This window comes from Mesorhizobium sp. M0077 (genome assembly GCF_040322955.1).
Lineage (GTDB): Bacteria > Pseudomonadota > Alphaproteobacteria > Rhizobiales > Rhizobiaceae > Mesorhizobium.
This window is the reverse complement of sequence record NZ_JAMYUL010000004.1, coordinates 406,872-419,068: the sequence shown is the minus strand read 5'-3', so window position 1 is coordinate 419,068 and position 12,197 is coordinate 406,872. Positions and strand designations below refer to the sequence as shown.

At 63.1% G+C, this 12,197-nt stretch carries 14 protein-coding genes, 1 tRNA gene and 2 pseudogenes; 3 read left to right on the top strand and 14 right to left on the bottom strand.

Annotation, left to right across the window (positions count from 1 at the left end; translation table 11 throughout):
* The 5 genes and pseudogenes from NKJ57_RS11925 to NKJ57_RS11905 form a co-directional block, all read right to left on the bottom strand.
* A pseudogene (locus NKJ57_RS11925) lies at positions 1-359 on the bottom strand (arsenate reductase/protein-tyrosine-phosphatase family protein).
* A 27-nt stretch (positions 360-386) separates the two neighbouring features.
* A pseudogene (locus NKJ57_RS11920) lies at positions 387-718 on the bottom strand (ArsR/SmtB family transcription factor).
* A gap of 18 nt (positions 719-736) precedes the next feature.
* Positions 737-892 (bottom strand): hypothetical protein, encoded by a 156-nt coding sequence (locus tag NKJ57_RS11915; protein ID WP_352510722.1) that lies wholly within the window; start codon positions 890-892, stop codon positions 737-739.
* 106 nt (positions 893-998) lie between these two features.
* Entirely contained in the window at positions 999-1,205 is a 207-nt protein-coding gene (locus NKJ57_RS11910) for a hypothetical protein (RefSeq protein WP_023698078.1), read from the bottom strand.
* 74 nt (positions 1,206-1,279) lie between these two features.
* Positions 1,280-1,579, bottom strand: a complete 300-nt coding sequence (locus NKJ57_RS11905; RefSeq protein ID WP_023681215.1) for a DUF1236 domain-containing protein — start codon at positions 1,577-1,579, stop codon at positions 1,280-1,282.
* Between the two features lie 206 nt (positions 1,580-1,785).
* On the opposite strand from NKJ57_RS11905, the gene NKJ57_RS11900 reads away from it, so the two are divergent.
* From NKJ57_RS11900 to NKJ57_RS11890, 3 genes are all read left to right on the top strand, one after another.
* On the top strand, positions 1,786-2,016 hold the full coding sequence (locus NKJ57_RS11900; protein ID WP_033001362.1) for a hypothetical protein: 231 nt from the start codon (positions 1,786-1,788) through the stop codon (positions 2,014-2,016).
* Between the two features lie 48 nt (positions 2,017-2,064).
* A complete protein-coding gene (locus NKJ57_RS11895) occupies positions 2,065-2,373 on the top strand; it encodes a DUF1236 domain-containing protein (RefSeq protein WP_023672071.1) in 309 nt (102 codons plus the stop codon).
* Between the two features lie 200 nt (positions 2,374-2,573).
* Positions 2,574-2,918, top strand: a complete 345-nt coding sequence (locus NKJ57_RS11890) for a low affinity iron permease family protein (RefSeq protein ID WP_023672069.1) — start codon at positions 2,574-2,576, stop codon at positions 2,916-2,918.
* 101 nt (positions 2,919-3,019) lie between these two features.
* Here NKJ57_RS11890 and NKJ57_RS11885 read toward each other — a convergent pair.
* The 9 genes from NKJ57_RS11885 to NKJ57_RS11845 form a co-directional block, all read right to left on the bottom strand.
* A tRNA-Leu gene (locus tag NKJ57_RS11885) sits at positions 3,020-3,104 on the bottom strand.
* 298 nt (positions 3,105-3,402) lie between these two features.
* Positions 3,403-4,023: a 2,3-bisphosphoglycerate-dependent phosphoglycerate mutase gene (locus NKJ57_RS11880; protein ID WP_023672068.1), complete on the bottom strand. Its 621-nt coding sequence runs from the start codon at positions 4,021-4,023 to the stop codon at positions 3,403-3,405.
* 27 nt (positions 4,024-4,050) lie between these two features.
* Entirely contained in the window at positions 4,051-4,872 is an 822-nt protein-coding gene (gene dapB / locus NKJ57_RS11875) for a 4-hydroxy-tetrahydrodipicolinate reductase (protein WP_023687567.1), read from the bottom strand.
* Positions 4,869-6,728 (bottom strand): ABC transporter ATP-binding protein, encoded by a 1,860-nt coding sequence (locus NKJ57_RS11870; protein ID WP_023741995.1) that lies wholly within the window; start codon positions 6,726-6,728, stop codon positions 4,869-4,871. Before NKJ57_RS11870 ends, dapB begins: the two co-directional genes overlap by 4 nt.
* 279 nt (positions 6,729-7,007) lie before the next feature.
* Positions 7,008-8,027 (bottom strand): glucokinase, encoded by a 1,020-nt coding sequence (locus NKJ57_RS11865; protein ID WP_352510721.1) that lies wholly within the window; start codon positions 8,025-8,027, stop codon positions 7,008-7,010.
* 167 nt (positions 8,028-8,194) lie between these two features.
* Entirely contained in the window at positions 8,195-9,277 is a 1,083-nt protein-coding gene (mepA, locus tag NKJ57_RS11860; RefSeq protein ID WP_373420153.1) for a penicillin-insensitive murein endopeptidase, read from the bottom strand.
* 46 nt (positions 9,278-9,323) lie between these two features.
* Positions 9,324-10,253: an SDR family oxidoreductase gene (locus NKJ57_RS11855; protein WP_023687563.1), complete on the bottom strand. Its 930-nt coding sequence runs from the start codon at positions 10,251-10,253 to the stop codon at positions 9,324-9,326.
* Positions 10,250-11,404, bottom strand: coding sequence for a tRNA epoxyqueuosine(34) reductase QueG (queG, locus tag NKJ57_RS11850; protein WP_352510720.1), 1,155 nt, complete (start codon positions 11,402-11,404; stop codon positions 10,250-10,252). The genes NKJ57_RS11855 and queG overlap by 4 nt, the downstream gene beginning before the upstream one ends.
* A complete protein-coding gene (locus tag NKJ57_RS11845; protein WP_023672063.1) occupies positions 11,385-12,077 on the bottom strand; it encodes a glutathione S-transferase family protein in 693 nt (230 codons plus the stop codon). Before NKJ57_RS11845 ends, queG begins: the two co-directional genes overlap by 20 nt.
* Positions 12,078-12,197: the final 120 nt, after the last annotated feature.

Below are 12,197 nucleotides of genomic sequence, written 5' to 3'. Positions count from 1 at the left end.
TCAGCCTGCATTGGGGTGATTGCGACCGATCTCATTCAGGCGCTTCTGCAAGGCAAGCTTATCGACCGTATTCATCGGCAGGCTGACGAAGATTGCCTCGACGGTTGCGTGAACGGGCTCCCCCAATGAGACGTCATCGGCTGACCGGGCCATACGGGACAGGACTCATTGGCTGCGTTGTCGCAAACGGTCTTCAGAAGCTGCAGCGTATAGGGATGGACCGAACCCTTCGAATGGGAGCCGGCAGAAAAGGCCTTGAACCTGTCGGCGCCGACACGGTTCAGCATCGCGTCCGCGAGGATCGACCGCGCCGAATTGCCGGTGCACAGGAACAACCCATTGTAAATCTGATCGCTCATGGCTTCCTCCCCTGGCATTCACTCAGCTTAACAATTGCAAGTCACCGCCTGGATTACCGACGGGCAAAGCTCCGGCGCACCGTTACAGCAATCCTCCCTGGGGTAAGCAAGCAAGTCACGGAAACCGGTCATGTCGGCGACATAGCGAATGGTGCGCCCTCGCGCTCAGCGCGGACCAGCCCAGCATGGCCGAGTATCTTCAGATGCGCCGACATGGTGTTCTGGACGATGCTTAAGCGAGACGCGACCTCGCCAGCGGGCACGCCTTCGACACCGGCCCGAACCAGCAGCCGGAAAACCTCCAGCCTTGTATCCTGGCCAAGCGCCGCGAGCGCGACAAGGGCGGTCTCTTTGTTCACGTATCCACAAATCCAGATTTATCGCCACATAGCCAAGGCGTATGACATCTGGATGACATCCAGGAGGGGGATCGATTTAGCGGGCTTCCAGATCTTGACCGCAGATATGAACAGGATCGCCGCCAGCGCCGGCAGCAGGAATGTGTTCAGCACCAGGGCGAGAAGCTGGCCCAAGGCACCTGATAGCAGGTTTGAACCGGTTCGGCGATTGTACTTCGCAAACGCTTTGGAACACTTGGGATCAGCGTTGCGGGAGCCTGCGCACGTGAGTACTTCGCCCTTACAAGCCTTCCGGCTGGTCCTCGAGGACGAACGAAGCTGCAATCAGGTCATCGCCGCTGATGCGGCCACTGCCGCCAACCATGATGGATGCGACTTTCTGAAAGGTCTTCATGTCGGCCTCTGTTATGCGCGCATCGCGCATTCTCGCCCTGAGCGAACCCAGGCGGGCATCGAGGGCTGGCGATGTCTCGACGTCATCGATCATCTTCGATCATCCTGGAGCGCAACGTGAAATCCGCTGCCCGCCGCCATGGCCGGCGGCGGGCGGCAGCTATTCGATCAGTCGTAGACCTTCACAATTTTCCGGGTGCTGGGATCGACCAGGACGGTGCGGTTGTCGACCACGACGTAGCGGTATTTGACGTTGGGAACTTCGTGCAGCTCGACCGTATCAGGCAAGGCACTGCCGACGTTCAGCTCCACGCCCGGGATCTTCACCGAAGCCAGCGGCTGCTTTTTTACGTATTCGCGGACGACCGTATCCTGCTCCGGTGTGATGACGACATCCTGAGCTGCGGCGGCGCCGACCCCAGCCAAAAGCAACAAGCCTGCAGCGGCACTTGCAAAGTGGATTTTCATGGTTTTCTCCTCGCGTAATCCGGCGACGGCACCACGCCTGTTCGCCGAGGGACCGAACTTGAGATCAGCCAGATTGTTCCTGTGACTTCAGTCCGCGGCGAACCAGACCAAAGTCGGATATCAGCTAAGACCCAAGTCCCGAGGCGGAACGTTCAAGCGGGGCAGGCGTTTCCCAAATGCAACTAAATAAAACAGGAGAGGAACACATGGCCGACGGCCCAACTGTTGTTAATTCTGGGGGTGGCGGCGGCACTGCGATTGCTGTTGTTCTTGCACTTATTGCGGTCGTAGTGTTGCTTATTTTTACCGGCGTGATCAATATCCGCGGCGACGGCGGCAAGGATATCAACGTCAAGGTTGAAGCGCCAAAGGTGGAAGCTCCGGCTGCACCTGCAAAGCCCGCGGCACCTGCCCCAGCCCCTGCGAGTGGCGGCTGATCTGCTCGTATCCACGCTTCCGAACTGACCTATGAAAAGGAAATTCCCATGACCAGATATTTCGTCAGCGCCGCCGGCGCCCTCGTCCTTATGGCGGGCATCGGCACCTCGTTTGCCGAGGATGTTATTGTTCTCAAGCCCGAACAACAGACGGTCGTTCGCGAATATATCCATAAGCAGAAGCTGGCCTCAGTCAGTTTGCTCGGCGTCGAACTCAACGTCGGCACGGCACTTCCCGACACTGTCGAGCTCCACGCAATCGACGTTCCGGATGTCCGCTACAAGTATACGGTTGTCGGAGATCATGCGGTTCTCGTCGATCCCGACACGCGCAAGGTCGTGCAGATCATCGAGTAACGCGCGAGCCCGCCGCTCCGATCAGGAGCGGCGGGCTTTGGCTGCGCTGTGAAGGCTCTACGGGCAGCCGTTTTCTGAACGGGAGGATGTCTGATGTTTAGCGACAAGGAAACTTGGGTCCTGGAAGCTGCCTTACTCGCAGCAATTCCAATTTGCGTAGCCGTCACCGCACTCGTGGCATTTTTGACCGCGGCCTGGATATGAACCGCTTCCTCTTTGTGATGGGCGACTTTCTATCCCGGCCACCGGGCTTCTATGTCCTTCTTGTAGCCATGCTGCTCTGTACTGCATTGGTGCCATTCGGCCTGACCAATGTGGTCACCTACGCATTGTCGGTAGCGGCCATCGTGATCACCGGCGTTGTGCTGATCCAGGGTTACCGCGACACGGCCGCCATTCACGCCAAGCTTGATGAGATTATCGTTTCGCTGAATGAGACCAGAAACGATGTCGTCGGCTTGGAGCATGCCGAGCCGGAGGAGATTCGGGAGAAGCTCCAGACACTCGAAGAAGAAGCAATGAAAGCGGTTCGCCCGCCGCATTGACCCTCCGCTGGACAATCTGTCATTCATCAGCAAAAAAGCCCGGGAACCGGGCTTTTTTGCTTCGCGTCTAAATCATTTCGGACTTATCCGAAACGGGAATTTGGTGCCCAGAAGAGGACTCGAACCTCCACTCCTTGCGGAACACGGACCTGAACCGTGCGCGTCTACCAATTCCGCCATCTGGGCTGGTGCGGGCTCATGTAAGCGGGCAAACGATATGTGTCAACGCGCTTTTTCGAGGGCCGCTGCCTGCCGGCTTAGTTTCCCGGGGGTCAGCGCCGCCCCTCACCTGCCTGCCGGCATCCTCTCCCCGTACAGTGACGGGGAGAGGGGCGCTCTCATCGATGATTTCGCCGGTCACCTGCGTCACAAGAAGAGCGCCGAGGCTGCGGCCAGCCCTTTCTCCCCGTCACTATACCGGGAGAACTGCCCGGCAGGGCAATGAGGGGCAGCGCCGACTTGGCGAATGCGCTGGCCGAAAACCTCACCCCTCCAGCACGTCCTTCGACGCCACAGTGGAATCGGCGTTGAGCTTGTAGATCACCGGCACGCCGGTGCCGAGCTCGAGCTTGACGATCTCCTCGCCGCTCTTGCCGTCCAGCGCCATGATCAGCGCGCGCAGCGAATTGCCATGCGCGGCGACCAGCACGGTGCCGCCTTTCAGAACATGCGACTGCATGTCGTGCAGGTAATAGGGCCAGACGCGGGCGCCGGTGTCCTTCAGGCTTTCGCCGCCGGGCGGCGGCACGTCGTAGGAGCGGCGCCAGATGTGCACCTGCTCCTCGCCCCACTTCTGGCGCGCGTCGTCCTTGTTGAGGCCGGAGAGATCGCCATAGTCGCGCTCGTTCAGCGCCTGGTCGCGGATCGTCTTCAAATCGCTCTGGCCGACCGCGTCGAGAATGTGCTGGCAGGTCTTCTGCGCCCGGATCAGCGCCGAGGTGAAGGCAATGTCGAATTTCAAGCCGCGTGCCTTGAGCTTCTGGCCGGCTTCCTTGGCCTCCTTGTGGCCCTGCTCGGTAAGGTCGACATCGCGCCAGCCGGTGAACAGGTTCTTCAGGTTCCATTCGCTCTGGCCGTGGCGCACGAGCACGAGAGTTCCCGACATGTTTGCTCCTTCAAAATTATGGATAGTTTAGCTCAAGCCGAGCACGTCCCGCATGGAATAAAGTCCGGGCTTTTTACCGCGCGCCCAGAGCGCGGCCTTGACCGCGCCGCGGGCAAAGATGGCGCGGTCCTCGGCATGGTGCGACAGCGTGATGCGCTCGCCGGTCCCGGCCAGGATGACGCTGTGGTCGCCGACCACCGAGCCACCGCGCAAGCTGGCAAAGCCGATCGTTCCTGGCTTGCGCACGCCGGTATGGCCGTCGCGTGACCGCACATCGTTGCCGGCAAGGGAAATGCCGCGTCCCGCCGCCGCCGCTTCGCCGAGCAGCAAGGCGGTGCCCGACGGCGCGTCGACCTTGTGCTTGTGATGCATTTCGAGGATCTCGATGTCGAAATCCTCTGGACCGAGCGCGCGCGCGGCCTGCTCGACCAGCACCGCCAGAAGATTGACGCCGAGGCTCATATTGCCGGATTTGACGATCGTCGCGTGGCGCGCCGCGGCCTCGATCCTGGCGTCGTCTTCCGCCGAGCAGCCGGTGGTGCCGATGACATGGGCAATGCGTGCCTGCGCGGCATAGCCTGCGAATTCGACGGTGGCTGCCGGCATGGTGAAATCGAGCACGCCGTCGGCCTTGGCGAACACCGGCAGCGGATCGTCGCCGATCGTCACATTGATGATGCCGATGCCGGCAAGCTCGCCCGCATCCCTGCCGAGATAGGGCGATCCGGTTCGTTCGACCGCGCCGACGACGCGGGCGCCGGGGATCGAATGGATGGCGCGGATCAGCGTCTGGCCCATGCGGCCGGCCGCCCCCACCACCACCAGGCCCATTTCGCCGGATTCGCTCATGCTGTTCTCCCCACCGCCTTCTTGGCGCGGCTGCGCAGGACCGGAGTTTGGACGGGCTTCGAGTCGTCGACAAGCCCCAGTCCGTTCTTGCCTTGAATGCGGTGGAAGCGGGCGTAGACACTGTTTGGATCGGCCATCAGTGCGGCATGGGTGCCTTCCTCGACCAGGCGCCCCTCTTCAAGCACGATAATGTGGTCGGCGTTGACGACCGTCGACAGGCGATGCGCTATCACGATGGTGGTGCGCCCTTCCATCACATGGGTCAGCGCCTCCTGGACGCGCGCCTCGGCCTCGTTGTCGAGCGCCGAGGTCGCTTCGTCGAGCAAAAGGATCGGCGCGTTGCGCACGATCGCCCGCGCAATCGAGACGCGCTGGCGCTGGCCGCCGGAAAGTGTCGAGCCGCCCTCGCCGACGGGCGTGTCGTAGCCCTGCGGCTGCTGACGGATGAACTCGTCGGCCGCCGCCAGCACCGCCGCCCGCTCGATCTCGGCGTCGGTCGCCGAAAGTCGGCCAAAACGGATGTTGTCGCGTATGCTGCCTTCGAACAGATAGGGCGCCTGCGAGACATAGGCGATCGAGCCGCGCAGCGAGTGCTTGGTGACTTTGGAAATGTCCTGGCCATCGATCTCGATCGAACCCTTGTCGACATCGTAGAAGCGCTGCAGCAGCGCCACGAGCGTCGTCTTGCCGGCACCCGAGGCCCCGACCACCGCCGTAACCTTGCCGGCCGCGGCGGTGAAACTCAGGTTCCTGATCACCGGCATGTCGGCGCTGTAGCCGAACGTCACATTGTCGAAGCGAACCTCGCCGGTGGTGATCCTGGCTTCGACCGCGTCGGGCGCATCGCCCTGTTTAGGCTCCAGGTCGAGCAGCTCGTAAATCATCCGGGCGTTGACCAGGGCACGTTCCATACCGACCTGCGTACGAGCCAGGCGCCGTGCCGGATCGTAGGCCATGATCAGCGCGGTGATGAAGGAAAACACAGCGCCTGGTGGTTGTCCGAGCACCAGCGCCCGGTAGCCGGAATAGGCAAGGACGGAGGTAATGGCGAGACCGCCCAAAATCTCGGAAATCGGCGACAGCCGCTCCGCGACCCGGGCGATCTTGTTGTTACGCTGCTCGGCCGTATCGGCCATGATGCCGATCCGGCGCGCCAGCTCGGCTTCCAGGGTGAAGGCCTTGACGATGGCGATGCCTTGCGTGGCCTCCTGTACGGACCCGTTCAGCCGCGAGTTGATCAGCACCGATTCCCGGTTGATGCGCCGCAATCGGCGGGTGATGTAGACGACGGCCCAGATCAGCGGCGGCCCGATCAGCAGCGAGCTGAGCGACAACACCGGATCCTGGTAGATCATGACGCCAACGAGGGCGATCAGCGAGACCGCGTCGCGGCTGATGGAGGTCAGCGTCAGCGACAGCAGATCGCGAACGCCGCCGACATTCTCGTTGACCTGTGCCGCCAGCCGACCGGAACGCGTATCGTTGAAGAAGTCGACGCCGAGCTTCATCAGATGGTCGAAGCTGCGCTTCTGGTAGCGGGCGACCAGATTGTTGCCGATCTTGGCCAACGCGACCGCCTGGCCGTAACCGGCGAAGCCGCGCAGCACGGAGGCGGCCATGAACCCGGCGCAGATCCAGACGATCATGTCGCCGCGTCGTTCGTAGAAGATCTCGTTGATCATCGGGGCCATGATCCACGCCGTGAAGGCGGTGGTGGCGGAAACAATCAGCAGGCAGCCGACGGCAACGACATAGGTCCAGCGATATTCACTGCCGTTTTCGGCCAGGATGCGGCGCAGCACCGCAGTGACCTCAGCTGGCTGGACTTTCAGTTTGAGTGGACTTTGAGCGGTCAAATCGCGGGCGCTTCGTGGTTTGCTAGAGCATGATGCCGAAAAGTGTGAAGCGGTTTTCGGACGACATCATGCTCTATCTCTTTGATTTAGAGCCGGATTCAGATTTCAGGTCGATTCGATCTGAAATCATCCGGCCCTAGGGATGCCAGGCTGGAATTCGGCCCCTCTTAGCGCCCCGGCTACGGCTTGCCTATGGCGAAACTTCGTCGCGGCCCGAGGTTGGGGTCACGAAAGCGGCAGCCATTTCCAAGAAAATACCCGTTTTCGGGACGAAATGGATCATGCCCGCCAGCGCCGCCCCGCGGTCTGGACGCCGAACAGCGAAGGGTTGCGGGCATAGGCGGCAAGGCCCAGAAGTGCCGCCAGCGGGTGGATGATGACATAGACCGGCATCGAGGCCATCAGCGCGCTGTGCGGCGCTTTGTCCTCGAAGGCGGCACGGAAACTGCCTTCCTTCAGTGCCGGAACGATCTTTTGCGCGATGCCGCCGGTCAAAAACACGCCGCCGCGGCTCATGAACACCAGCGCGAGGTCGCCGGCGGTGCGGCCGAGGCAGGTGACGAACAGCGCCAGCGCTTCCTCGGCAACCGGGTCGGTCTTGGCCAGCGCCGCCCCGGTGATTTCGGCCGGCGTGGTGAACGGCGCCGGCTTGCCGTCGGCCTTGGCGACCGCCCGGTAGACATTGACCAGACCGCGCCCGCACAGGATCTGCTCGCCCGAAATGCGGCCGTCCAGCTTTTCGATATGCGGGAACACCTCGAAATCGCGCGGCGTCCGCGGACCGATATCCATATGGCCGCCTTCGCCAGGCACCGGTATCCAGTGGTGGAGGGCATGAACCAACCCGGCGACGCCGAGGCCGGTGCCGGGGCCGAGCACGACGCGTCCGGCATTCTCCTCCGGCGTGCCGCCGCCGATCTTTTCCATATGCTCTTCGCCGAGCGCCACGACGGCCAGCGCCTGCGCCTCGAAATCGTTGAGCACGACGATGTCGCCCAGGCCCAGATTGGCAAACATCTGCTTCGGCTTCACCACCCAGGGACAGTTGGTAAGCGGGATCTCGTCGCCATCGACTGGTCCGGCGATCGCCAGCACTGCCGAATTCGGCCGGATGGACGACCGGTCGAGCACCGCCGCCTGGATCGCCTCGTCTATGGTGGCGAAATTGGCGGTTTGCACGATATGCGGCTCACCGGCTTCCGAATTTGCGTCGAGCACGATCGAAAAGCGCGCATTGGTGCCGCCGATGTCGCCGATCAGCACTGGAAACCGCAACGCGGTGTCGTCGTCGCCTGACATGCTCTTGCTCGTCCCCTTTGCGGCGCCGTTGCGACCGTTTCAATCGCCCGGTTTTTCAATCGCCCGGTGTTCAATCGCCCGGTGTTCAATCGCCCGGTGTTCAATCGCCCGGTGTTCAATCGATTGACTAGCGCATGGCCCCGGAAAGGGAAAGCGTCAGTTCGCCATCACTGTCCGACGTTTGCCGGCGGCCGTCGCCTTGGCAGGGGAATGCCGATCTCCGGCGTGGCGGTGAAGGCGTTGGCTGCGTTTGGCAAGCCGCCCGCATTGCCCGCAATAGGCGGAGGCGCGTCGGGTTCCGGCGCCCTGGCGGCGATCGGCACGCCGCCGCCGCGATAGGTGACGGCTTCCGCCGAGTCCGCGTCGGGCTGGTCGAGCACGAACTGGCATTGTTTCGGCAGGTTCGCCATCGTCATCAGGTCGCGCGCCTTGGGCGCGTCCGGGTTCTTGTTGGGGCGCCACGGCTCCTCGGTAAACCACCAGGCCAGCGGCTTGCCGCAGCCGTCATCGTCGGGCGTCGCTTCCTGTCCCTTGCAGTTGGGCGAACCCGGCTGGCAGCCGATGCGGATGTGGAAATGATAGTCATGGCCCCAGAACGGCCGGATTTTTCTCAGCCAGGTACGGTCGCCGGTGACGGTGTCGCACAGCTTCTTCTTGATGCCTGGATTGACCAGGATGCGCTCGACTTCCGGATAGCTCGCGGCGCGCTTCAACAGCTTGGTATGTATCGGCTTCCACAGCCTGTCCTTCACCAGATGCGTCTTGTCGTCGACCATCAGCGTGGCGCTGATGTTTTCGCGCTCCTGGGTCGTAAGCTTGCGGTCGGGCATCGGCGTCAGCCAGATGTCGGCGTCGAGGCCGATCTGGTGCGAGGCGTGCCCGGTCAGCATCGGGCCGCCGCGCGGCTGCGAAATGTCGCCGATCAGAAGCCCCGGCCAGCCGTCGGCGGCGGCATCGCGCGACAGCTTCTCGATCAGCGCAATCATCGTTGGATGACCCCAGCGCCGGTTGCGCGAGGGACGCATCACCTCCCAGTTCTGGCCGTCCATCGGAATGGCGACGCCGCCGGTGAAGCAGCCCTTTGAATAGAAGCCGAAGGATTGCGCCGCAGCCACCGCCGGCAGCTTCTTGGCGCCGAACAGGTCTTTTGCCCGTGGCTCGGCCGTGATTGCGCCCGCTACCAGCCCGGCCAGCGCCACGATCGCCAGCGCCGCCGTCAGGAACGGCCGTCTGCCGGTCAAGGATCGCATCGAAATCGTCATGAACCCCACTGCAAAAGTCCGCAACACAATCGAATCATATCACCCTCGGGCTCGCGTTTCGATTATCTACCTTCATCGGGCTGCGCGGCTCGCCGTCGCGCCAGCTGCCGTCGGCCCACATCCGATCGAACGCCTGGCGGTAGTCCGGATAGCGGAACCGGTAGCCCGCTGCCTTGATCGCGGCGTTGGCGACGCGCTTGTTCTCGCCATAGAAGGACCGCGCCATGGGCGAAAGTTGGGCGGTCTCGAAAGGAATCTCCGGCGGCGGCTCGACGCCCATCAGCGAAGCGGCATAGGTGACGACATCCTGCGGCGGCGCCGGCTCGTCATCGGTGATGTTGAAAATGCCGCCTCTATTGCCACCGATGAGGTGCCAGAGCGCGCCGGCGATGTCGTCGCAATGGATGCGGTTGAACACCTGGTCGGGCTTGACCAGCCGCCTGGCCGTGCCGTTTTCCAGATTGACCAGCGCGTTGCGACCCGGCCCGTAAATGCCGGAAAGCCGCAGGATGGCCACCGGCTTGCCGGTCTCGAGTCCAAGCTGCAGCCAGCCCCGCTCGGCCGCCACTCGCATCGACGAGCGTTTCGACACCGGCCGGCATTCGGCCGTTTCATCGACCCAGGCACCGTCATAATTGCCATAGACGCCGACGGTCGAGAGATAGCCGATCCAGCGAAGCGCCGGCATCGCCTCGATCGCCTTGCGCGCGGCGAGAAGCACAGGGTCGCCGGCCTCCTCCGGTGCCACCGAGACGACGAGATGGGTGGTCTTTTCCAGCGCATCGCCGATTTCAGGGGTCAGGGCGCCGTCGAACAGCAGCGGCGCGATGCCGACCTGCCGCAGCGCGTCGAATTTTTCCGATGAGCGCGTGGTGCCGAAGATCGTAATCGCCTCCGCATTGGCCCGTGCAAAGGCTTTGCCCGAATAGCCGGCGCCGAAGATAAAAACCTGTTTTTCGCTCATGCATGCGCCTCGATTGGCAATGCGGACAGCCATTCGTCCTGCACTGTAGTGTCGGTTTCGGTTTTCAAGTAGACCGCCGCCTGCCCGTTGAATTCGGCGGCCGTCACCAGCCGCGCCAGCGCCCAGATCGCCGCGCCGCGCACCAGCGGCGAGGCATCGCCAAGCAGATCGCGCACCGGGCCGGCCAGCGAAACATCGCCGGAATTGCCGGCGGCGGTCAGCACATTGCGGACAAAGCGGTCGCGGCCGATGCGCTTGATCGGCGAGCCGGAGAAAAAGGTCCGGAACGCCGTGTCGTCCAGCTGCAACAGTTCCGCCAGCGGCGGTTCGCGCAGTTCATCGCGCGCGGCGAGCTTGGCCTCCGAGGCGGCGCGGGCGAACTTGTTCCACGGGCAGGCGGCGAGACAATCGTCGCAGCCATAGATGCGGTTGCCGATCTTTTCGCGGAATTCTTGCGGGATCGGCCCCTTGTTCTCGATGGTCAGGTAGGAGATGCAGCGCCTGGCATCGAGCCGATAGGGCGCCGGAAAGGCATCGGTCGGGCAGGCGTCGAGACAGGCGCGGCAGGAACCGCAATGGTCTACCTCGGTCGAATCTGGCGTGAGCTCCGCCGTGGTGAAGATGGTGCCGAGAAACAGCCAGGAGCCGTGCTCGCGGCTGACCAGATTGGTGTGCTTGCCTTGCCAGCCGAGCCCGGCGGCCTCAGCCAGCGGCTTTTCCATCACGGGCGCCGTATCGACGAAAACCTTCACGTCGCCGCCGGCCCGCGCGACGATCTTGCCGGCGATCTCCTTCAGCCGGCCCTTCATCACCTCGTGATAGTCGCGGTTTTGCGCATAGACCGAGATCGCGCCGAGATCGCGCCTTGCCTGCAGCGCACGCGGATCGTGGTCGGGGCCGTAACTCATTGCCAGCACGATGATCGAGCGCACCTCGGGCCACAGCGTCGAAGGCTCGCTGCGGCGTTGAAGCGTCTCCGCAATCCACGCCATCGAACCGTGAAAACCATCGGCGACGAATTCTGCCAATCTGGCAGGCGCCAGCGGGATCGCGTCAGGCGTGGTGACGGCAACCGCATCGAAGCCGGCGCGCCGCGCCTCGGCGTCGATCAGCGCGCGCAGGGTTTGGCTTCTAGAAGTCGAGGTCCGCATAATGCGAAACCGGCGACAGGCCGCGAACCCGGTCGGAGAGCAGCGGCCGGAACGACGGCCGCGATTTCACCCGCGTGTACCATTCGCGCGCCGCGGCATGCTCGCGCCAATCGATCTCGCCGAGATAATCCAGCACCGACAGCGTCGCCGCTGCCGCCAGGTCGGCATAGGTGACCTTGCTGCCGGCCAGCCAATGACGGGTGCCGGCCAGCCAGTTGGTGTACTTCATGTGCTGGCGAATGTTGGCGCGCGCCGCGCGGATCGCCGCCGAATCGGGGGAACCGCCGCCCGCCGTTTCCGGCATCACCGGCTTCAGCACGCGCTCGCGCACCAGATGCCGGGTCACTTCGCTCTCGGCCTTGTTGAGATACCAGTCGGTCAGGCGGCGGATTTCGGCGCGCTGCATCGGGTCTTCCGCAAACAGGCGCTTGTCGCGCTTCAGGACACCACGTGTTTCGTCGAGATATTCAGCGATCACCATGGCGCCGACGATCGGCACGTCGCCTTCGGCCAGCAGGATAGGCAAGGTGCCGGCGGGGTTCAGCGCCAAAAACTCCTTGCGCCGCGTCCACGGTTTTTCCTCGATCAGCGCCAGCTCCTCGCCATATTCGCCGAAGGCGAGGCGCACGAAGCGGCAGGTGGCGAACATCGGGTGATGGAAAAGCGTCAGCATGATTCCGCGATATTAAGGCGCACTGGCGAATCGCCGTCCGCACCGGTAAGTCTTGGCGGCCCGTCATGCGGCCGTCACGGTGCTGCGACCTATAGGGGGACTTCCGCGCCGTGACAAGCA